Source organism: Pseudogemmobacter sonorensis, assembly GCF_042762395.1.
GTDB classification, from domain to species: Bacteria; Pseudomonadota; Alphaproteobacteria; order Rhodobacterales; family Rhodobacteraceae; genus Pseudogemmobacter; species Pseudogemmobacter sonorensis.
This window is the reverse complement of sequence record NZ_JBEFZE010000012.1, coordinates 46,238-67,596: the sequence shown is the minus strand read 5'-3', so window position 1 is coordinate 67,596 and position 21,359 is coordinate 46,238. Positions and strand designations below refer to the sequence as shown.

The following is a 21,359-nucleotide window of genomic DNA, read 5'->3' as shown; positions in this document are numbered from 1 at the left end:
GCTGGCTTTGCGCCGATCAGATCGGCCGCGCGGAACAAAGCGAAGCCAGCACCATATTGTCGGTCGCGGCGCAGGGCATGCAGGCATTCGCATCCCCTTTGCCGGAACTCGGGGCAATTGGCCGACGCAAAGGCTCTGGCACATCCGCCACCCGCTGCTATGACAGGATCCGAAAAGCGCCATGTCGCGCCATGTGGGGCCCCGCCCCCGGATCACCGGAATGAAGCAGACCGCCCCCGACACACCCTTCCTTGCCCGCCCGCTGCGCGCGCCGATCCTGAGCTGCTATTTCCCGCTGGGAGATCCGGCCGTGCCGGTCGCGCTGCTGGATGTCTATGCGGATGCGGGGGTGGATGTGATCGAAATCGGCCTTGCCTCGGCCAATCCCGCCCTGGACGGGGCCGAGGTGCGGGCGTCGATGGCGCGGGCGGATCGTGGGCGGGCACGCGCGGATCTGGACCTCGTGCTGACCCGGCTGGCCCTTCATGCCACACCACCCGCCGCGCTTTTGATGAGCTATGACGATCCCGATCATCCAGGCCGCCGAGATCCGGCCTTTTGGGCCGGGCTGCAATCGGCGCTGGTCGTCGCCACCGCGCAAAGCCGCAGCTTGCCAGAGATCGAAGCGACAGCGCAGCGCGCCGGTCTGCCGCTTTCCGCCTTCGTGCCGCTGCCGGTCAGCCCCGCCGGGCGGAAGGCGGCGCAAGCGGCGGGCTATTACGTGATGCTCCAGGCGGTCGAAGGCGTTACCGGCACGCGCAGCGGCATCGATCCGGGGAATGCCGCCCGCATCGCCGATCTGCGCGCAAGCGGCGTCACCGCGCCGATCCTGCCCGGTTTCGGTATCGGCACCGGCGATCAGGCGCGCGAGATGCGCGCGATGGGGGCAGACGGGGTTGTTGTCGGCTCGGCGGTCTTGCGGGCGGCGCTGGACGGGCCGAAAGTGCTGGCCCGGGTTCTGACCGAGCTAAGGAGTGGCCTTGATGGCTGACAGCATGCCACGAAAGCCGGTGTTCATCGGCTTTGACATTGGCACCACCCAGGTGAAGGGCGGCCTTTTCGACCAGACCGGACAGGTTCTGGCCAGCTTCAGCCGTCCCTATCCGACCCATCGCCCGGGCCCCGGCCTGGTTGAACAGGATCCCGAAGACTGGATGCGCGGCCTGCGCGAGGGCCTGGAGGAACTGACCGCAGCCATCGAGCCATCGCGCATCGCCGCGCTTGGCCTTTGCAGCCAAGTGAACACCGATGTCTTCGTCGATGATCTGGGCCGCCCGCTGATGCCCGCAATCGTCTGGCAGGACCTGCGGTCCCAGGCCGAAGCGGCAGAGCTGGTCGCTGGTTTCACCGCCCAGGACCGCGCCGAGTGGTGGGGCGAGGGGATGGACGTGCCGGTCGGCCCCAGCCATGTTCTGCCCAAGATGCTGTGGTTGTCGCGCCACCACCCCGGGCTTTGGGCCCGCTGCGCCCATGTGCTGACGCCCAAGGACTACTGCTTGTTCCATCTGACCGGCCGCGCGCTGGCCGATCCGATCGCCGCCTGGGGACAGGTCGGCGCGGACCACCGCTATGTCGCGGGGATGCTGGCGCGGGTTCCGGGCGCGGCGCAGCGGCTGCCGCCCCTGCAAGCGATGACTCAGACCGTGGGGACCACGCTGATCGCCGGGCATGAGGTTCCCGTGGTCGCCGGGACAATGGACGCCTGGGGCAATCTCTTCGGCTGCGGGGTCTTCCGTCCCGGCCAGGGTATGTACATGAGCGGCACGAGCGAGATCCTCGCCATTGCCGGGGATCGCCGCACCACCGCCCCCGGTGTCGTGACCTTCCCGACCGTCGAGAAGATGGTGGTCCATGCCGGGCCCACCCAAAGCGGCGCCGATTGCCTGCGCTGGTGGGCGAATATCGCGAATATCGCCCCGCTTGACGTGCCGCGCCTTGCCGCACAGGCCGACCGTCGCGGCAACCCCGTGCTGTTCTTGCCGCATCTGGAAGGCGAGCGCGCGCCGCTATGGGACAGCGAGACCCGCGGCGCCTTCATCGGGCTGGACAGCCGCTCCGGCCCGGCAGAGGCCGCGCTTGCGGTGCTGGAGGGGGTGGCGCTGTCGTCGCGCCTGCTGCTGGACGCGCTGAAACAGGCCGCCGGCTTTACGCCCCGGCATCTGCTCTATGGCGGTGGCGGATCGCAATCCGATCTCTGGAGCCAGATCCGCGCCGATTGTCTGGGTATTCCCCTGCACCGTCTGGCCCATGCCGATATCGGCTGCCTTGGCGCGGCGATCATGGCCGCGGTAGGTGTGGGCCGCTATGCCCATATGGCCGATGCCGTGCCCGCCATGACCAATATCGAACGGGTCTTCACCCCGGATCCGACCATGCGGCCGCGCTATGACCGGATGTTCGCGGCCTATGGCCAGGCCATTGACGCGCTGCACCCGATGCGCGCCATGATGGCGGCACCCGTCTGACCACCTCCGCACCTTGACCCAGACCAGCCAGACCAGAACAACAAGACAGGAAGGAACCAAGATGAAACGACTTGCGCTTTTGCCGCTTGCCGCCCTTCTGGCCGCCACGCCGGGCATGGCGACGGAAATCACGATCCTGACGCCCTATATCAGCTCGATCCCGACGAATGAGATGGCGCAGTCCTTCAAGGCCGAGGGCGACAAGCGCGGCTGGTCCACGACGATCATCGATACCCGCAACGACTTTGGCCAACTGGCCTCGCGCATCGAGGATACGGTCAATGCCAGGCCCGACGCCATCGTGCTGATTTCGGTCGACCATGCCGCCGTGGGCGATCAGGTCAAGCTGGCGCATGAAGCGGGCATCCCTGTCATCTCGCTTGATGGCACGGCGGGAGAGGATGTGACGGTGAACGTCACCTCGAACAACTTCGATCTTGGCGTTGCGCTGTCGGAAAATCTGATCCGCGAACTTGGCGGCAAGGGCAAGATCGTCAAGTTCTTCCACTCGGCCCACCCGGGCGTGCATCAGCGCGAACTGGGCCTGGACGAGGTGCTGAAGAACTACCCCGATGTCGAGATCGTGGCCGAACATTACGTCAAGGTGCCGGGTCCGATCGATGACAGCCGCATCGCGATGGAAAACATCCTGCGTCAATATGGCGATGACATCGACGGCGTTTGGGCCGCCTTCGACGATCCGGGAATCGGCGCCGAACTCGCCGCCGAATCCGAACGCCCCGATGCCAAGTTCATCATCATGGGCATCGACGGCAACGAGCAGGCCGTGCAGATGATCAAGGATTGCACGCATTTCAAATCGACCCTGCGGCAGGACTTCCCCAGGATGGCCGGCATCGGGGCCGAGGAACTGGCCAAAGTGCTGGACGGCGGCACGGTGTCCGAGCCTGAAGTCTATGTCCCTGCGGTGGAAATCACCGCCGAGACGCTTGGCGTCACCTGCGGCTGACCCCTCGTGCTGACGGTCCGCAGCCTTCACAAGCGGTTCGATGGCACGCGCGCGCTGGACGGCGTCGACCTGACGGTCGGCGCCGGTTCCGTCCATGGTCTTCTGGGCGAGAATGGCGCGGGCAAATCGACGCTGATCAAGTCCCTTGCCGGGCTGGTCACGCCCGATTCCGGCGCGATCGCGCTGGACGGGGCAGAGGTGCGGATCGGATCGGTGCGTGAAGCAGAGGCCCTGGGCCTGCGGTTCATTCATCAAGAGCTCTCGCTTGTGCCGCATTTCGATGTGGTCGAGAATTGCTTTGTCGGCCGCCCCTATCCCCGGCGCGGTCCCTTCGTCGACCGTGCCGCCATGCGCGCGCTGGTGCAGGATGCGGCCGGGCGGATCGCGCCGGACCTGCCGCTGAACCGCCCGGTTGGCCGCATGACCACCGGGCAGAAGCAGATGGTGGAGATCATCCGCGCCCTGATGACCCGGGGGGCGCGGCTGATCGTGATGGACGAGCCCACCGCCTCGCTGTCTTCGGCCGAGGCGCAGCGGCTTCATGCGGCGGTGCGGCGGCTGGCCGAGGAGGGGGTTGCCGTCGTCTTCATCTCGCACCGTCTGGATGAGGTGCTGGAGATCTGCGACAGCTTTACCGTCTTGCGCAATGGGCGCACGACCGGCCAAGGCGCCATTGCCGATGTCACCCGCGCCGATCTGATCCGCCTGATGACCGGCACCGACCACCCCGAGGCGCGGCGCCAGGCCGCCCGCCCCGTCGGCGCATCCGTTCTGAAGGTCGCCGATCTGCCCTTCGGCCCCCCGGGCGCGCGCCTGTCGCTTGAGCTGCGCGAGGGTGAGATCCTTGGCCTTTACGGTCTGATCGGGGCGGGGCGCAGTTCGTTGTTGAAGCAGATCTGGGGGGGACGGCCCCACGGCGGCGGCATGGTCACCCTTGACGGCAAGGTGATGCCGCCTGGCCGGATCGGGGCCCGCATCGCCGCAGGGGCTGCCCTTGTGCCCGAAGATCGGCGGGCCGAGGGGCTTATCACCACCCGCCCGATTGCGGAAAACCTTGCGATCACGGACCTTTCCGCCGTGCGGCACTTGCCCCGCCTGCCACTCGTCAGCACCCGCGCCCTTGCCACGCGGGCGGAAGCGATCCGCGCGAAGCTGTCGATCCGGCTGGGCCGGGTCTGGGATGGCCCGCTCACCCTTTCGGGGGGCAATCAGCAAAAGCTGCTGTTCGGGCGCTGGTTCGGCCATCCGGTGCGGCTCTTGCTGCTGGATGAGCCCTCTCGCGGCGTGGATATCGGCGCCAAGGCCGAGATCCACGCCATCGCCCGCCGCATGGCCGATGAAGGCGCCGCCGTCCTGATGGTCACCAGCGACATGGATGAACTTCTGTCGCTGTCAGACCGCGTCATGGTCATGGCGGGCGGCCAGATCACCGCGCGGCTGGACGGCCCGGCCATCACCCCCGCCGCCGTCGTTGCCGCCGCCTTTGCTGCGGAAGCGGCGCCCATTCCCCCCAAGGAGCAGAACGCATGAGCCGCTTTCTGGCCAGATACGGCACCGCTCTGGCGCTGATCCTGATCATCGCAGCCTTTGCCATCGCCTCGCCCCGGGCCTTCGGCACGCCCGGCAACCTTATCAACATCACCCAACAGATGGCCCTTCTCGCCATCGTGGCCATTGGCGCGACCGTCGTCATGGCCGCGGGCGAGTTCGATCTGGCCACCGCCTCGCTGGTCTCCTTCGGCGGCATCCTGATGATGGTGCTCTTGGCCAAGGGGGTTTCCCCGGCGCTGGCCTGTCTGGCGGTTCTGGCGGTGGCGGCGCTTTTCGGTGCGCTGTCCGGCTATGTCGTGGCGCGGTTTCAGGTGCTGTCCTTCATCGCCACGCTGGCGGTCGGCACCATCGTCGGCGGGTTGACGTTCTGGCTGTCGGACGGGGCCACCCTGATGGGCGGCCTGCCCCCGGACCTGCGCGATCTGGCGCGCGGCACCACGCTGGGGCTACCCACGCAGACATGGTGGATGATCGGTGTCGCCGTGGTGATATGGCTGCTTCTGGACCGCATCGAATTTGGCCGCCGCCTTTACGCCATCGGCGGCAACAAAGAGGCCGCGCGGCTGGCCGGGGTGCGGATCGTGCCGAACACGATGGCGGCCTTTGCCCTGTCTGCGGTGCTGGCGGCGCTGGTTGGCATGCTGCTGACCGGGCGTATCGGCAGCGCAAATCCGACGGGCGGGGGCGGCTATCTGCTGACCGCCTATGCGGCCGTGTTTCTGGGGATGACCGCCTTTCGCGATGGCGAGGCGAATGTGCCGGGCACGCTGGTTGGCGCCGCGATCATCGCGGTGATCTCCAACGGGCTGACGATCCTTGGCGTCTCGACGTTTCTGCAAGACATCATCACCGGTGCGATCATCCTTGCCGCCGTGCTGCTCCGCCGGATAGGCAAGGCGGCGCGGGTCTAGACCCTGAGGGAGAACTCAGTTCGGCGCCATCTCGAAAATCGCCTCGACCTCAACCGTGATGTTGTTGGGCAGGGCAGGCAGCACCACATCGGTGCGGGCATGGCTGCCGGGAAACAGTCGGTCCAACACCTCGGAGCAGCCATCCATCACCTCATGCGCGGCGGTGAAATCGGCGGTGGCATTCACCATGCCGAACAGGCGCACCACCCGGCGCACCCGCAAAAGGCGCCCCGGCTCCAGCCCGATCAGCCCCAGAAGCGTGGCCGCCACCCGCCCCGCCCGGTGCCGCGCCTCTTCGGGCGAGACGTCCAAGCCCACCTTGCCGCGCATCGGCTGGCCGGTCTTATCCAGCGGAGCCTGACCCGACAGATAAAGGAGCCCGCCCGCCAAAGCGGTGGGAATGAAGTTGCCAATCGGCGCGGGCATAGGCGGCAGGGTCACATGGGCCTGCGCCAAAAGCGCCGCCTCGACCCGGCGAAATTCCGTTGGTGTCATATATTCGGCCCGCGTGTCCGACCGGCCAACCGGTCGACAAGCGCGATCTTCACGGCTTCGATATGGCTCCACATGGCGTCACGGGCGCTGTTACGTTCACCGCGCTCGATTGCATCAAGCAGGCGATGGTTGTCGCGCCCTTGATAAGAGAAGGCCCAAGGGCTGCGAAAGGCGTTGAAGACATGGGTCCGCCGCCGCAGATCGCGGATCATGTCAACCATCAGCGCATTTCCGGCGGCTTCGGCGATGGTGCCGTGCAAGAGATCATCCGCTTCCCAAATGTCGGTGGGGGTTGGCGCGGGATTGGCCTCGAGCTGCGCTTGCACCTGCCGGATCAGCGCCAGACGGTCGGCCGGGACCTCTCCGGCGGCCAGCCAGGCCGCCTCGCCCTCCAAAAGCTGGCGGATGTTCAGGATCTCGACAAAGGCCTCGGTCGAGAAGGGGCTGACGGTCACGCCGCGACCGGGTTGTTTATAGACCAGCCGTTCCGCCTCTAGCCGACCAAGCGCCTCCCGGACGGGGGTCCGCGAGGCATCAAGACGCTCGGCCATCTTGCGCTCCACGATGACATCGCCGGGGCGCAGCTCACCAGAGATCAGCAACTCGACCAGCATCTCGTAAACCGTTTCCGTCCGGTTCGGATGGTCCTGCAATGCGCCGTCGTCAATCTCTTCGGTGATCGCCATGCCCGAGAGCCTCCGCAACTTGGGGATTCGCTTCTTCTTAGAGCACGATTCCCCCCCATGGAAAGCCGCATGGAGACGTCAAACCCCGACAACCAATGGTCGGGGCCTATGCTTTGGTCATCTGGCATACCATTGGTGCACAAATTTAGGGCCGTTCGGGTTCAGACCTTGCCCCAGCGTTCCAAAAAGGTTGCGCCTTGTTGGGAAGGCTATGTAAAAAATTGGTATACCAACGGTGCGCAAATCGTTCTTGATCCAGGCACCGAACTGAAACCGGACAGATCTTTCCGGACGGAGACCCAAAATGCCGATCAAGCCATGGCGTGCGACCTGCATCCAGATGCAGAGCGAACGTGCCAGCCAGGCCCCGGACGATGCCGCCGCGCGCGAGGTGATCAAGCGCAATCAGGCCCGCCTTGTCGGCCTGATCGAAAAGGCACTGGCAAGCGACGAACGCCCCGATCTGGTTGTCTTTCCCGAATTCGGCATGTCCGGCCCGCCGCTTGGCATGCAGGTCGCCGACTGGATCGCGCGCGCCTGCGACAGGATCGACGGCTGGATCACCAAGCCCCTGCGCGATCTGGCCAAGCGCGAAGGCATCTACATCGCCGGCAATATGTTCGAAGCGCCCGAGGAATGGCCGGGCCGCTACTTCAACAGCTCTTTCATCATCGGGCCCGAAGGCACCGTGATCCTGAACTACCGTCGTGTGAACGTGGCGGCCTTCCCTTCGGTGCATGACTTCATGACCGATTACATGCGCGTCACGCCGATGGGCGATGTCTTCCCGGTCGTGGACACGCCGCTTGGCAAGCTGTGCGTCATCGCCTGCGGCGAGATCACCGTTCCCGAAGTGGCGCGCTGCATGATGCTCAACGGCGCCGAGGTGATCCTGCACCCGACCAACTCGCGCCATTCGGTGCTGCAAGAGGCGGCCAAGCTTGCCCGCGTCGGCGAGAACATGAGCTATATGATTTCCGCCAATGTGGCCGGCGCGATCGGCTTCTCGCCCGATGGCACCCACCGGGGCGGCCGCTCGCATATCATCGACCATATGGGCGGGACGCTCGCCTTCCGCGAGGAGGCCGATGAGACCACCTCCGTTTCCGCGCTGATCGACATCGAAAAGCTGCGCCGCGACCGCCGGGCCGATATCGGCCTTGCCAATCCGCATCTGCGGGCCCGCTACGAGATGTATGTGCCCTATTACGCGGCCGCGCGGTTCTATCCGCCCGACTACTACCTGAATGCGCCCATGACCCATGCCTCGCAATGCGAGGGGGCCGTGGCCATCGCCCGCGCCAATATGGAACGCGTCGGCGTTCTTCAACCGCTTGCCGTCGGCGCTGCCGAGCCGGTCTCGACCGTAGAACTCTAGGAGAGAGCCATGATTACAGCCGAAGAGAACCAGGATCTTTGCCGCGTCGGAAAGGGCACCCTGATGGGTGAGTTCTTCCGCCAGTTCTGGACCCCCGTCTGCCTGTCGTCCGAACTGAAGGCCGACGGCGATCCCGTCCGCCTGATGATTCTGGGCGAAAAGCTGATCGCCTTCCGTGACAGTGAAGGCCGCGTCGGCGTTCTGGACCACCGCTGCCCCCACCGCTGCGCCAGCCTGTTCTTTGGCCGCAACGAACTGGGCGGCATCCGCTGCGCCTACCACGGCTGGAAGTTCGACGTGACGGGCAAGTGCCTGGACCAGCCGAACCTGGAAGACAAGAACAAATACCCGGCCGGCACCCCCGCCATCGCCTACCGCACCACGGAATCCGGCGGCATCGTCTTCGCCTATTTCGGCGAACGCCAGGACAACCCCCCGGGCCTTCCGCAACTGGATGCCATCATCGGCGACCCCGATGACCGCAACATCGCCCTGACCCACCGTGACTGCAACTACATGCAGGCGCTGGAAGGCGACATCGACACCTCGCACCTTGGCTTCTTGCATGTGGGCGGCGTCGACGGCGACAAGCTGGATCTGTCGGACCCCGAGGTTTTCACCGTCAAGAACAAGGCCCCGAGGATCAACGTCACGACAACCACATTCGGCACGATGTATTCCGCGCAGCGCGACGCCTATGAAGGCCAGGAGCACCAGCGCTATGCCTGCTACATCTACCCGTTCTGGGTCACCTACCCCGGTGGCGGCGGCCTGGAAGTCGCGCAGACCGCGAACGCCTGGGTTCCGATCGACGACGATTCCACGATGATCTTCAACATCGACCTTTCGCGCGCCAGGGGGGGCGGCAAGAAGGGCCTGAAGTATCTGGACGGCACCCCTGTCGGCGGCCTCGCCCGCCCGCTGGAATACCTGCCGACCACCACCGACTGGAAGGGCCGCTGGCGTCCGGTCAAGGACCGCACCAACGATTACGGCATCGACCGCGAATGGCAGCGTTCGGGCGACAGCTACACCGGCGTCGTCGGCATCCCGCTGCAAGACCAGATGATCCAGGAATCGATGGGCGCCATTGTCGACCGGGAAATGGAACACCTCGCGGCCTCGGACCGCATGGTCATCTTGACGCGCCGCGTCATGCTGGATGCCGCCATGGACTGGCGCGACAACAAGAAGCTGCCCGAATTCGTCGATCACCCCGAATACGCCCAGGCGGCGCGCGGCGGCGACATCCTTGTGCCCAAGGGGACCGACTGGCTGGACGGCTACGAGGAAACCATGGCCAAGGCCAAGGGCTACAAGCCCAAGCTTACGGCAGCAGAATGACGGAACTGGTTGCTCCCGGAACCGGCGCTTCGGTGCCGGTCGCGCCCGCAGGCCCCTTGGGTCTGCGGGTTTCCGCCATTCGCTGGCTTGCCCCCACCATCCGCGAGATCGAGTTGAGCGCCCCGGACGGCGGCCCTCTGCCCGCCCCCTCGGCGGGTGCGCATATCGACCTTTCCCTGCCGGGCGACCTTTCGCGCAGCTACTCGCTGGTGAACGCCCCCGGAGACGACCGGCGCTATCTGGTCGCCGTGAACCGTGACGCCGCCTCGCGCGGAGGCTCCGCCCATATCTGCGAAACGATGCGCGTCGGCGACATGCTGCAGGTTTCGGCGCCGCTGAACACCTTCCCGATGGCGGATGCCGATCTGAGCGTCTTCTTCGCCGGCGGTATCGGCATCACGCCGGTTCTGTCGATGATCCGCGCCGCTGCGGCCAGGGGTCGGAACTGGGAGCTGCACTATGCCGTGCGCGACCGCGACTCGGGTGCCTATCTGCCCGAACTGGCGGCGCTGGCCGCTGCCACCGGCGGACTTGTCCATCTGCATGAGGACAAGGCCGCGGGCGGCGTGATGGACATTGCCCCACGCGTCGCCGCCGTGCCCGAGGGCGCGCATCTCTATTGCTGCGGTCCCGCGCCGATGATCGCCGCCTTCCTGAAGGCCACCGAGGGCCGTCCCGAAGCAACCCTCCATGTCGAGCACTTCTCGAACGACTTCGAGATCTCGGACAAGTCCTTCACCGTCGTGCTCAGGCGCAAAGGGATGGAGGTCACTGTCCCGGCGGGCAAGACGATCATCGATGCGCTGGTCGAGGCGGGCGTGCGGGTCAACTACTCCTGCCGCGAGGGCGTCTGCGGCACCTGCGAAACGCGGGTGATCGACGGCGTCCCCGACCATAAGGACAACGTATTGTCCGACCGTGAAAAGGCCTCGAACAAGGTCATCATGATCTGCTGTTCCAGCGCGAAATCCGACCGTCTGGTTCTGGATATATGATCGCCATCGGGCCCGGGGCGAGGTCTCCCCGGGCCCGATGCCGCCTCTCGGCGCGGATGGTGGCCTCTGGCGATGGCTCGATTTCTCCAGGACCTGCGCGCCATCTCCAGCCCCCTGCCCCGAGCGTGAAAAGAGCAGGCCGGTCGATCTGGGTTTCCGCCGTGGATTTGTCGCGCAGAATGCCGGTGAATCACGGCTAGTCAAGCAATTGGCGGCCAGACATCGGGACGCCCGCGCAGGCTGTCTTTCAGAAATCCGCCTCGCAGCTTTCGCTCTTCAATTTTCACCGCATACGATTCTGGCGGCGTCATATCCGCGCATTCCTGCACCGCTTCGGCATCACGAATTACTTCTCGACCATCGCAGATACACCCAGCCTCCTCGATTGCGCACAGTTTGGCTATCCATTGTGAAAAGGCCCCGCAGCGCCGCGGGGCCTTTTCCATTGGATTTTCGCCCAGGGGGCTAATGGCCGCCCTTGGCTCCATGGTCCTTTTTCCACGGCAGCGCCATGCGCTCGGCCCATTCGAGGAAAGCGAAGAAGGCGATCCCCAGAAGGGTGATGCAGATGATCGCGGCGAACTGGCGCGTGACGTTGAACGCAGCACCCGAAGCGACGATCACATAGCCCAGGCCCGCGCTGGAGCCAACGAATTCCGCCACGATCGCGCCGACGACAGAGGCGGCGGTCGCCATCTTCAGGCCCGCGAACAGCGAAGGCAGCGCGGCGGGCAGGCGGAATTTCCAAAATAGCTGCCACGGCGTCGCTCCCATCGAACGGGCGAGATGGATCATCTCGTCCGAGACCGACTTCAGACCCATCACCGTGTTGATCACGATGGGGAAGAAGGCCTGCAAAACCACGATCACGATCTTGGGCGCGATGCCGTAGCCGAACCAGGTCAGCAGAAGGGGCGCGATCGCAACCATCGGAACCGTCTGGCTGGAGACGATCAGCGGATAGGTCGCCCGTTCCAAGAACGGTGAATAGACGATAACGGTCGCCAGCGGCACACCCACCAAAATGGCGCAGATAAAGCCAAGGAAAACCTCCCACGCGGTGAACAACGTGTTGGGCCAAAGCCGGTGGCCGTAATTGACGAATTCCTGCGCAATCGCGCTAGGGGCGGGCAGCATGATCGGCGGCAGATCAAGGAGCCACACCGCGAGCTCCCACAGGATCAAGACAAGGACCAGCGTCCAGATAGCGGTCGGAACGGCAGCCAGCAGGCGCAGCACGGAAAAGCCCGTCCTGGTTGTTTCGATGCTCGGTTCGGTCATGGTTGCCATGTTCCTTATTCCTCCCGGAAGACGCCAAGGCCTTTGAAAATGTCCGTCAAGTCGCGGGCATATTCCGCGAAACGCGGATCCTCGCGCACAGCCAGACGCCGGGGGCGAGGCAGGTCGATATCGACGATCTTCTCAATTCGGCCGGGGCGCGGCGACATCACCACGACGCGGTCCGACAGGAAGATGGCTTCGCTGATCGAATGGGTGATGAACAGAACGGTCATGTCGTTGTCGCGACAGATCTTCATCAGGTCAATCTGCAGTTGGTCGCGTGTCATTGCATCCAGCGCGCCAAAGGGTTCATCCATCAGCATCAGCTTGGGCTTGTGCAGCAGCGCCCGGCAGATCGAGACCCGCTGCCGCATGCCGCCCGACAGCTCTTTCGGATAGGCATCCTCGAAATCCTGCAGCGAGACCATGCGCAGCAATTCGCGGGCTCGGGCCTTGGCCTGGGCCATGTTGTCGCCGCGGATCTCGGCCTGAATCATGATGTTCTGCAGCGCCGAACGCCATTCCAGCAAGACGTCGCGCTGGAATACGATCCCGACATCGGGGTTCGGGCCCTTGATCTTCTTGCCTTCGACGGTGATGGCTCCCGAGGACATCGGCAGCAGCCCCGAGATCAGCATCATCAGGGTGGACTTGCCACAGCCCGACGGGCCAAGGACCGAGACAAACTCGCCCCGGCGGATATCAAGGTCGATGTTTTGCAGCGCCTGCACACGGCCCTTGCGGCCCGAAAACACCTTGGTCACGTCCGAGACGGTGATGTGGCTGTTGGTCGTCAGGCTGTCGCCCCTGGGTATCGCATTCATCTGGCTGTCCGGCCCACGGGCCGCCCCCTGCTGGTTGGGCCGACGCCCCGCCTGGGGCGCCGGTTTCTGCATTCAGACCGACTTGATCGCGCCACCGTCAACGCGGATCACGCTGCCATTGACATAGCTTGCCGGGCCACCCGCCAAGAATGCGGCAACCGCGCCGAATTCCTCGGGGGCGCCATAGCGGCCTGCCGGGATCGTCGCGGCCGAGGCCTTGCGCACTTCCTCGACATCTTTCCCGCTGCGGTCCGAAACGCCCTTGTCGATGGCGCGCACGCGGTCGGTCTCGATCCGGCCCGGGGCGATGACATTTACGGTGACGCCATCGCCCGCAACCTCGCCCGCAAGGGTCTTCATGAAGCCAACCAGCGAAGAACGCAGCGCGTTCGAGATCGGCAAATGCGGGATCGGCTGCTGCACGCCCGACGAGGCAATGGTCAGGATGCGACCCCAGCCCTTTTCGCGCATGGCGGGCAAAAGCTGCAGCGTCAGGGCGACCAGCGGTGTTACCATCTGCGCATATTGCGCCTGCATCACGGCCGGATCGACAGCCGAGGGCATGCCCGTGGGCGGTCCGCCGGAATTGTTCACCAGAATATCGACATGACCCGCCCGGCGACGACCGCCTTCGGCCAAAACCGCAGCGGCCGCGGGGTCGGCCAGATCGGCAACCACCGTGTCGGCACGGCCCCGCCATTCGGCGGGCATCTCCGCAACCGCGGCGGCCAGGCGCCCGGCGTCACGTCCCGCAAGGGTGACCGTCGCACCCTCGGCCAAAAGCGCACGGGCAACGGCAAGGCCAAGCCCCCCGGTGGCGCCCAGAACCAGCGCGTGCCGTTCATTCAGATCAAGTTCCATACGAAGCTTTCCTTGACACGGCGTCGCGGGACCGGCCCGCGACGCCCCGCCTCATGAATGGCGGCCGCCCCCTGGCAACCCATGTCGGATCATTCGGTCGGCAGGTAATCGAAGCTGAAGATGTCTTCGGGCTTCAGGCCAGCAGGCATCGAGCCATATTCTTCCAGAAGCGAGATGGTCAGCGCGATATCTTCGACCGCCGGGACACCAAAGCCCTTACCGGCGGAGGCCGCGGTATGGCGGTAGTTATCCATCACGCTGATTTCCAGCGCGATCACGGCCGGGTCCAGATCGGGGCGGGCTTCCATGATGGCTTCCAGCGCATATTCCGGGTCGGCATCGACATCGGCCTTGGCCTTGGTGATGGCGGCGATGAAGCCCTTCATCACGTCGCCGTTTGCGGCCAGCCAATCCTTGCGCGCCGTCACGGTCGAGCCGGTCAGGTTCACCCCGTAATCGGCGAACAGCATCGGTGGCTCGATCGGCTTGACGGCGCCGACCTTGTCCCCATCGGGGTTGGCCCAGCCGTTGATGAAGTCCACGTCGCCGTTCAAGAGGGCAACACGGTCGGCACCGCCGTTGATGATGACAATTTCGACCTTGTCCATGTCGACGCCATTCACTTCGGCAAAGGCCTTGATCATGCCGTCTTCAAGATTGCCGGCATCGGTGCCGAACTTCCTGCCCTCGATATCCTTAGGCGTCTTGATGCCCGAACCCTCCAGCGAGATGATGGACGACGGGTCCTTTTGAACCAGGGCCGCAGTGCCGATCAGGTTGGTCGCACCTGCGGCCTGGGCGGCCTTCGCGGTGGTGCCGAGACTGGCGATACCGATGTCGAAATCACCTGCGACCAGCGCCTTGATCGTGCCGGTCGAACCGTCGCCGTCGGTGATGATGACGTTCAGGCCTTCTTCGGCGAAATAGCCCTTTTTGGCTGCCACGAAGAACGGCGCGTCAACACCACCCGGGATGAAGGCAAGGCGCAGTTTAACATCCTTCAGATCCTGCGCGACGGCAGGAGCAAAGGAAAGAAGGCCCGCGACGGCGGCCCCCGCGATGGATTTCAGCATGACGTTCATCATCTTCCCCGTGGCTGTTCTCTTTAGCTCGCTGCGGATCGCATACATTTCGTCTTTGGTCCGCATTCAAATGGTATGCCAAGATTTTGGAATGGCCAGCGAAACCCGACATGCGCAAGTCGTCATTCGTCGAATGACTAAAGAATGGACAAAAAACGAGCTATCGTTGTGAAATAACACTCACGCCGCAAACCGGAAGCAAAAGCGCGCGCGATGCGCCAACCGGGGGCCCGACCAAGCCAATGAAGCGGGCCCGAAGATTGCTCTTCGGGCCCGAAATGTCTTTACAAAAAAGCAAGAAATCAATCGATGATTCCGATCTTGCGCATGTTGTTCAGTGCGATTGCGTGAACCGGGGCAAAATCTGCCATGGTCTCGACGGCCGATTCGGCCAACTGGTTCGCCGGATAGACGGTCAGGTCGCCATAGTATCTGCGATACATTTCCAGACGCGTGCGCATGAGGCCGTTGCCCATGCCGGTATCGATGCGGGCCGCACGCAGCGCCTCGACATCGATCATTGCGGTGCAGGAATTTCCGGGCTCCGCCGTTTCGCGAAAGGCCAGACGTTCGCCGCGGAAGTCAAGGATCTGAGACCGCCCCCCGACATCGGTATCCGAGAAGCCCGCGACACCGCCGACGTTGCACGAGATCATGTAAGCCATGTTTTCCGAGGCGCGGCAGATCTTCGGCGCATCGGACTTCCAGGTCACCGGCTCATTGTTCGGATGCAGAAGGACTTCGGCGCCACGCAGCATGAGCACGCGCGACAATTCGGGGACCGCAGCCTCGCCGCAAGGGAAGATCGCCAGACGGCCCAACTCGGTGTCGGCCACGGGATAGAGGCCATCTTCGCCGTAAGCTTCCAGATATTCGTCCAGAATATCATGCGGCGAGGTCCAGCTTGCGGTGTTGATGCGGCGATATCGCAGGATCACCTCGCCCTTGGGGTTCAGCAGGAAAGACGAGTTGAAATAACGGTTCGGCCAGAGCGGATCGACTTCGAACTGATTGCCGGCGATGTAGATTCCATGCTTGATCGCCTGCTCTGCCAGCACATCGGTGATTGCGCCGGGAATGGTCGAGCAGGCGCGCTCGATCCAGACGCTGACCGGATTCGCGCGCGACGGCCCCTGGAACGCGAATTCGGGCAGCACAACCAGCTTGGGTGGCAGCTCCGAGGCGCAGGCTGCCCCGATCCCGGCCACGGCCGCGGCAAGGTTTTCCTTGATGATCGTCCAGGCTTCCTCGCGTGAGGTGGCATTGGCGGCAATCTTGCTTTCGATCTGGACGCAGGTGGCACGCCAGGGGGCAATCGACATGGGGGGCTCCGACAGTCAGGGGGTGGAGAGTCTCTCGCTCCAAGGCCGGTTGACCCGGGGCGGCGCGCAGGGGGTTTCCTGTCGTGTCCCTTTGGGATACCAATTGAATACATTCTTGGTCAACCCATCTGTTCCCCCTCGCCGACACATTCCGCCCCTCCGCAATCGAAAGACCGATGACCCATACCTACCACCGCCCCAATGCCCATTCTTCGGGCCCACGCCGGATCCACATCGGGAACACGCAACAATGACGCCCCAAGCCGAGGCCCGAATCCGCTCTCCGCTGATGTTGGCGGCGGCCATGGTCGCGCTGTTTCTGGCGGCGCTGGAGCAGACGATTCTGGGCCCCGCCATCGGCCGCATCACTGCCGATCTGGGCGGCGGCGCGCTTTTGCCATGGGTGGCGACGGCCTATCTTGTCGCCGCCACTTCGACCGCGCCGATCCTGGGTGCGCTTGCCGATATCATCGGGCGGCGCAAGGCGCTGCTGATCTCGATCGCGCTGTTCACCGGCGGTTCGGCTCTGGCGGCGCTGGCGCCGTCACTGCCCGTTCTGGTGCTTGCCCGTGCGATCCAAGGCGCGGGGGCGGGCGGGTTGACGGCCCTGCCCTTCGTCATCATCGCCGATGTCGTTCCCATGAGCCGACGCGCGACCGTGGCGGCCTGGACCTCGACGATCTATGCCCTGGCAAGCGTGCTTGGCCCCCTTGTCGGCGGCCTGCTGGTCGAGCGGCTGGATTGGAGCGTGATCTTCTGGATGAACCTGCCGCTTGGTCTTTTGGCCGCGCTGGCCGTCCTGATGACCCCCCCCATCGGCGCGGCCCGTCGGGCGCGGCGCATCGATGCCCCCGGGGCCGCGCTTTTGGCCGTGGCAACCGCGTCGACCATTACCGGGATCGATCTGGTGACCGCCGGCACGCGCGGCTTTGGGGTTGCGCTTCTGATACTTGGGTTGTCGCTCTTTCCGCTTTTCGTGCGGCGCATGGCGCGGGCGGCCGATCCCCTGGTGCCGATCCGCGTCATGACCGAGAGAACCATCCTGTTGAATTCGCTAGGGTTGATGTGCGCCCAGGGCACGAATATCGGGCTAGCGATCTATCTGCCGCTCTATTGGCAGCAAAGGTTCGGGCTAAGCCCGGGCCAAGCGGGCCTGGCGCTTTTGGGGCTGCTCTGCGGGATCATGCTGGGGGCCTATGTGCCGCCGCGCCTTTTGCGTCGGCGCCCGTTTTACCGTCCGATCATTCTTGGCGCGGCGATGGTCGGACTTATGGCCTCGATCGGGCTGGGGCTGGCGATTGCGATGGGGATGCCGCTTGGCGGACAGATCTCGCTGGCCTTCTGTCTGGGCCTGACCATCGGCATGCTCTATCCGAACTTTACGCTGGCAACGCAGAACGCCGCGACACCTGCCACAATGGGGGCATCGATCGGTGTGCTTGCCTTCATGCGCGCGATGGGGGGAACGCTTGGCGCCTCTGCCGCAGGGATTATCGCCATCGGCGGCGGGCTTGGCCGGACGGGCAGCGCCGCCGCATCGGCGGCGACGGATTGGCCTCACTGGTTGCTGACCGTGCCCGCCATGGTTCTGATGGCGGGCTGTCTGATCGCCGCGCTCGCGATGCCGAACCGAGAGCTGACAGGCTTCAAGGCAACGCCGTGAAACGATAAAAGCCGGGCACGTTGCCCGGCCTTTTGGAACAATGGCCTGGTTGGCGCTTTACGCGCCAATCGCGGCCAGACGGGCCGCCAGACGGCGGAGGAGCGTTTCAACCTCGGCGACGGCGGCAGGGGCCAGCGGCGCAGCCGGGGCACGCATCGCCGCGCTGGCAATCGCACCGCGCTTGGCCAGCACATATTTGCGCACCGCAAGCCCGGCGCCGGGCTGCTGCTCATAGCGCACCAGCGGCAGATAGGCGTCGAAAATGTCCTGCGCGCGCTCGGTTTCGCCCGCTTCCATCAGTTTGCAGACCTGCACCATCATTTCCGGGAAGCCAAAGCCGGTCATCGCGCCATCGGCGCCGCGCGCCATTTCTTCGGGCAGGAAGATGCCGCCATTGCCGCAAAGGATCGAGATACGGCGGCGGCCCTTGGCCTCGGCATCGCGCAGATAGGAGATCTTGGCCAGACCCGGCCAGTCTTCATGCTTGAGCATGACGATCGAAGGGTTAGCCTCGATGATCTTGCCAAGGCATGGGTTCGAGATCACAACCTTGGTCGACAGAGGGAAGTCTTGCAGAACGACCGGCACGTCCTTGCCCAGACGGTTCGTCACCTGGGCATAGTAACCCTCGATGCTTTCATTGGTGTTCAAGCTGGTCGGGGGGGCAACCATGACCCCCGCCGCGCCCATGTCCATCACCGCATCAGACAACTCGCCCAAGGCGGCCAGACCGCCGGCCGAGACGCCGACGACCACCGGCTTGCCCCCTGCGCGGGCGATGACGCGCCTGGCCACCTCGCGCGATTCCGCCTGGGTCAGCTTGGGCGCCTCGCCCATCATGCCAAGGATGGTCAGCCCGTCGGCCCCGCTTTCGAAGTAGAAATCGGTCACCCGGTCAAGGCTGTCGAAATCGATGGCCCCATCGGATGTGAACGGGGTGACGGCAATGACGAAAACGCCCTTGGTCGTGGTGGAGATCAGCGGCATCGGATGGCTTCCCTTTGGTCGGACAGTCACGGCGGCGAGGGGGGCCTGAACAGGCCCCGACCTCATGGCCCTGCGGACCCCGCCGATGGCTCGGCATCATCGGTATACGGTTAGGACACATTTGATATGCGGTCCAGACCCCGGTGGGCGTGGGGAGCATCGGAATCGCCCGTCGAGGGACGCCGAAAAGACGATTTTCCAAGCCGCATAAGCCCTTGACCCTGCCGACTTGACGGATGCGGTGCATGTTTTTTTAGCAAAGCAGAGGCAAAGTCGGAGATTCCGCCCGGCACGGCGATGGCCCATGGGCATTTGCTTGCTCGACTGGACACCAAAAGAATACCAGTTGAACACAAACTCATGTCGAGACGAATCAGTCCCTGGCCCAGAAGGCAGCCGACCCATGACATCCACCATCCTGATCTCGGGCGCCAACCGCGGTATCGGGCTGGAGCTGGCCCGCCAGTTCGCCGAAGGCGGCTGGCAGGTGATCGGCACGGCCCGTGACCCCGCTGGCGCCTCCGCCTTGCGCGAAACCGGCGCCACCGTCATGCCGCTCGAGGCGACCGACCCGGCTTCGATCGCGGCGCTGACCTCACAGCTTGCGGGCCAGCCGATTGACGTTCTGATCGCCAATGCCGGCATCGCCTTCAATCTTGGCGCCCCCCCGGCGCAGGTCACCCGCGCCGATTTCGTCAAGGTGATCCGCACCAACACCATCGCGCCCTTCATGCTGGCAACGGCGCTCAAGCCCAATATCCTTGCCTCCGGGCGGAAGGTCGTCAGCGCCATGTCCAGCCTGATGAGCTCGATCGGCGCGAACGACTGGGGCACACAATACACCTACCGCGCCTCGAAAACGGCGCTGAACGCCAGTTGGAAGGCCTTGGCCCGGGAATGGGCTCCCGAAGGCATCACCGCCTTTTTGCTGCGCCCCGGAATGGTCGCCACCGACATGACCGAGGGTCAGGGCATCGATGTGACCCTGTCCGTTGCCGGGATGAAGAAAGTGGTCGAGGGTCTCGGCACGGCGGATGCCGGGCGGATCATCGGCTACGACGGGTTTGATGTGCCGTGGTAACGAAAGGACGCAGCTCATGCCGACCGTATTGATCACGGGAGCCAACCGTGGGATCGGACTGGAATTCGCCCGCCAATATGCCGATGCGGGTTGGGAGGTCATCGCCGCGAACCGCACCCCGCTGAAACCGATGGATTTCGTCGATCTGGGGTTTGGCCTGCGCGAAATCCGCTATGATGCGACGAATGACGCCAGCGCCGCCGAACTGGCCACGCGGCTCAGGGGGCACGCCATCGACGTTTTGATCCTGAACGCCGGGATCAGCCCCGATGAGGGGCGCGCACCCGAAGAAATGTCGCCCGAGCAATGGGAAGAGGTGCTGTTGACCAACACCTACGCCCCCCTGCATCTGGCGGCATTGCTGGAGCCGAACCTGCGCGCGGGCGGAAAGAAGACGGTTGCCGCCGTCTCCAGCCTTGCCGCATCGGCCACGCTTTATGACGTGCCGCGCCAGTTCGCCTATCGGTCCTCGAAGGCGGCGCTGAACCAGATGATGCGCAACCTCTCGGTCGAATGGAAGAGCTGGGGCTGCATTTCCCTGATGCTGCGGCCGGGCCGGGTCAAGACACGGATGAACCCCGCGGGAATCCTCTCGGCCAGGGAATCGGTCACCGGCATGCGCCGGATCATCGACAATGCCACCCCCGATGCCAGCGGCCTGCATTGGGGCTATGACGGTGTCGTCGTTCCGTGGTGAGCGCGACGCCGGATCGGCCGGACCTTGGGGGTCGGCCCGACATGATCGTGCGGGAACGCCATGTGCTGGCCCGCGCGATTGGCGACAAGCTGCGCCGCATCACATTCAGCACGCGCCCTGAGACCATCGTGTAACGCAGCCCGGCCCGCATCGCGCTGCCGAACCGCTCTTTGGGCAGGATCGAGGTCTCGACCGCGCGCCGCCAGGACATCACGCCAAGGATCATCGGCGCATAGCTGACCGCATTCAGCGCGAAGGCCGCGACCGATCCGACGAAGGCGACGATCACCCCGCCAACCGCAGGCCCGATCGAGCGCATCAAGTTGAAGCCGACCGAGTTCAGGCTGACGGCAGCGGTGATGTCCTCTCGGGGGACCAGATCGCCCACGGCGGCTTGCCAGCCCGGATCGAACAGCGCGGTTCCGCAGCCGATCAGGAAGGTGAACGTCAAGAGCGACCACGGCTGCAACCAACCCGCCAGCCCAAAGGCCACCAGCACGGCCGAGGCCGTCATCATCACCATCTGCGCGGCCAGCAGGACGCGGCGGCGGTCATGGCTGTCGGCCAAACCCCGGCGGCAACCGAAAAGAGCATGACCGGCAAAGAGCTTGCGGTCTGGACCAGGGCCACCATGGTGGGGCTCTCGGTCAGTTGCATCATCGTCCAGCCCGCCGCAACCGTCTGGACCAGATTGCCAAGGTTGGCAAAGATCATCGCCGACCAGAGCCGACGGAACATCCGGTTCGTCAGCGGACCAAAGATCGAG

The 21,359-nt window shown here is 64.7% G+C and carries 21 protein-coding genes and 1 pseudogene; 12 read left to right on the top strand and 10 right to left on the bottom strand.

Annotation, left to right across the window (positions count from 1 at the left end; genetic code table 11):
- Nucleotides 1–220 precede the first annotated feature (220 nt).
- The 5 genes from ABNX41_RS11085 (at nt 221) to ABNX41_RS11065 (ending at nt 5,897) form a co-directional block, all read left to right on the top strand.
- On the top strand, nt 221–991 hold the full coding sequence (locus ABNX41_RS11085; RefSeq protein WP_438669791.1) for a tryptophan synthase subunit alpha: 771 nt from the start codon (nt 221–223) through the stop codon (nt 989–991).
- Complete coding sequence (locus ABNX41_RS11080; protein WP_438669790.1) at nt 984–2,465, top strand: xylulokinase; 1,482 nt, start codon at nt 984–986, stop codon at nt 2,463–2,465. Before ABNX41_RS11085 ends, ABNX41_RS11080 begins: the two co-directional genes overlap by 8 nt.
- 61 nt (nt 2,466–2,526) lie before the next feature.
- The gene (locus ABNX41_RS11075; RefSeq protein ID WP_438669789.1) at nt 2,527–3,435 is read left to right on the top strand and encodes a sugar ABC transporter substrate-binding protein; all 909 of its coding nucleotides are present in this window, start codon (nt 2,527–2,529) and stop codon (nt 3,433–3,435) included.
- 6 nt (nt 3,436–3,441) lie between these two features.
- Nucleotides 3,442–4,965: a sugar ABC transporter ATP-binding protein gene (locus ABNX41_RS11070; protein WP_438669788.1), complete on the top strand. Its 1,524-nt coding sequence runs from the start codon at nt 3,442–3,444 to the stop codon at nt 4,963–4,965.
- Complete coding sequence (locus tag ABNX41_RS11065) at nt 4,962–5,897, top strand: ABC transporter permease (RefSeq protein WP_438669787.1); 936 nt, start codon at nt 4,962–4,964, stop codon at nt 5,895–5,897. Before ABNX41_RS11070 ends, ABNX41_RS11065 begins: the two co-directional genes overlap by 4 nt.
- A gap of 15 nt (nt 5,898–5,912) precedes the next feature.
- On the opposite strand, the gene ABNX41_RS11060 is transcribed toward ABNX41_RS11065, so the two are convergent.
- Nucleotides 5,913–6,392, bottom strand: a complete 480-nt coding sequence (locus ABNX41_RS11060) for a RidA family protein (protein ID WP_438669786.1) — start codon at nt 6,390–6,392, stop codon at nt 5,913–5,915.
- Nucleotides 6,389–7,078, bottom strand: coding sequence for a GntR family transcriptional regulator (locus ABNX41_RS11055; RefSeq protein ID WP_438669785.1), 690 nt, complete (start codon nt 7,076–7,078; stop codon nt 6,389–6,391). Before ABNX41_RS11055 ends, ABNX41_RS11060 begins: the two co-directional genes overlap by 4 nt.
- Before the next feature lie 304 nt (nt 7,079–7,382).
- Between ABNX41_RS11055 and ABNX41_RS11050 the strand changes: the two genes are divergently transcribed.
- From ABNX41_RS11050 to ABNX41_RS11040, 3 genes are read left to right on the top strand one after another with little or no spacing between them, the layout of a single operon-like run.
- The gene (locus ABNX41_RS11050; RefSeq protein ID WP_438669784.1) at nt 7,383–8,456 is read left to right on the top strand and encodes a nitrilase-related carbon-nitrogen hydrolase; all 1,074 of its coding nucleotides are present in this window, start codon (nt 7,383–7,385) and stop codon (nt 8,454–8,456) included.
- 9 nt (nt 8,457–8,465) lie between these two features.
- The gene (locus ABNX41_RS11045; RefSeq protein ID WP_438669783.1) at nt 8,466–9,800 is read left to right on the top strand and encodes a Rieske 2Fe-2S domain-containing protein; all 1,335 of its coding nucleotides are present in this window, start codon (nt 8,466–8,468) and stop codon (nt 9,798–9,800) included.
- On the top strand, nt 9,797–10,795 hold the full coding sequence (locus ABNX41_RS11040) for a PDR/VanB family oxidoreductase (protein ID WP_438669782.1): 999 nt from the start codon (nt 9,797–9,799) through the stop codon (nt 10,793–10,795). Before ABNX41_RS11045 ends, ABNX41_RS11040 begins: the two co-directional genes overlap by 4 nt.
- A gap of 200 nt (nt 10,796–10,995) precedes the next feature.
- Here ABNX41_RS11040 and ABNX41_RS11035 read toward each other — a convergent pair whose 3' ends face one another.
- The 5 genes from ABNX41_RS11035 to ABNX41_RS11015 form a co-directional block, all read right to left on the bottom strand.
- Nucleotides 10,996–11,241, bottom strand: coding sequence for a hypothetical protein (locus ABNX41_RS11035; RefSeq protein WP_438669781.1), 246 nt, complete (start codon nt 11,239–11,241; stop codon nt 10,996–10,998).
- A gap of 19 nt (nt 11,242–11,260) precedes the next feature.
- Nucleotides 11,261–12,076: an ABC transporter permease gene (locus ABNX41_RS11030; RefSeq protein WP_438669780.1), complete on the bottom strand. Its 816-nt coding sequence runs from the start codon at nt 12,074–12,076 to the stop codon at nt 11,261–11,263.
- Nucleotides 12,077–12,090: 14 nt separating this feature from the next.
- A complete protein-coding gene (locus ABNX41_RS11025) occupies nt 12,091–12,900 on the bottom strand; it encodes an ABC transporter ATP-binding protein (protein WP_438669779.1) in 810 nt (269 codons plus the stop codon).
- A 72-nt stretch (nt 12,901–12,972) separates the two neighbouring features.
- Complete coding sequence (locus tag ABNX41_RS11020; protein ID WP_438669778.1) at nt 12,973–13,761, bottom strand: SDR family oxidoreductase; 789 nt, start codon at nt 13,759–13,761, stop codon at nt 12,973–12,975.
- An 89-nt stretch (nt 13,762–13,850) separates the two neighbouring features.
- On the bottom strand, nt 13,851–14,834 hold the full coding sequence (locus ABNX41_RS11015; protein ID WP_438669777.1) for an ABC transporter substrate-binding protein: 984 nt from the start codon (nt 14,832–14,834) through the stop codon (nt 13,851–13,853).
- Between ABNX41_RS11015 and ABNX41_RS11010 the strand changes: the two genes are divergently transcribed.
- Nucleotides 14,833–15,015 carry a hypothetical protein gene (locus ABNX41_RS11010; RefSeq protein ID WP_438669776.1) on the top strand — a complete coding sequence of 61 codons (183 nt, stop codon included), beginning with the start codon at nt 14,833–14,835 and terminating at the stop codon, nt 15,013–15,015. The genes ABNX41_RS11015 and ABNX41_RS11010 overlap by 2 nt on opposite strands.
- Before the next feature lie 130 nt (nt 15,016–15,145).
- Here the strand turns inward: ABNX41_RS11010 and ABNX41_RS11005 are convergent, their stop codons facing one another.
- A complete protein-coding gene (locus ABNX41_RS11005) occupies nt 15,146–16,165 on the bottom strand; it encodes a nitrilase-related carbon-nitrogen hydrolase (protein WP_438669775.1) in 1,020 nt (339 codons plus the stop codon).
- Between the two features lie 250 nt (nt 16,166–16,415).
- Between ABNX41_RS11005 and ABNX41_RS11000 the strand changes: the two genes are divergently transcribed.
- On the top strand, nt 16,416–17,828 hold the full coding sequence (locus ABNX41_RS11000) for an MFS transporter (protein WP_438669774.1): 1,413 nt from the start codon (nt 16,416–16,418) through the stop codon (nt 17,826–17,828).
- 57 nt (nt 17,829–17,885) lie between these two features.
- On the opposite strand, the gene ABNX41_RS10995 is transcribed toward ABNX41_RS11000, so the two are convergent.
- A complete protein-coding gene (locus tag ABNX41_RS10995; RefSeq protein WP_438669773.1) occupies nt 17,886–18,815 on the bottom strand; it encodes a dihydrodipicolinate synthase family protein in 930 nt (309 codons plus the stop codon).
- A gap of 403 nt (nt 18,816–19,218) precedes the next feature.
- On the opposite strand from ABNX41_RS10995, the gene ABNX41_RS10990 reads away from it, so the two are divergent.
- Together ABNX41_RS10990 and ABNX41_RS10985 are read left to right on the top strand one after the other, a co-directional pair.
- A complete protein-coding gene (locus tag ABNX41_RS10990; protein ID WP_438669772.1) occupies nt 19,219–19,896 on the top strand; it encodes an SDR family oxidoreductase in 678 nt (225 codons plus the stop codon).
- Between the two features lie 16 nt (nt 19,897–19,912).
- Nucleotides 19,913–20,593 (top strand): SDR family NAD(P)-dependent oxidoreductase, encoded by a 681-nt coding sequence (locus ABNX41_RS10985; protein ID WP_438669771.1) that lies wholly within the window; start codon nt 19,913–19,915, stop codon nt 20,591–20,593.
- Here ABNX41_RS10985 and ABNX41_RS10980 read toward each other — a convergent pair.
- Nucleotides 20,523–21,307, bottom strand: a pseudogene (locus tag ABNX41_RS10980) (MFS transporter). The gene ABNX41_RS10985 and the pseudogene ABNX41_RS10980 overlap by 71 nt on opposite strands.
- Between the last annotated feature and the right edge of the window lie 52 nt (nt 21,308–21,359).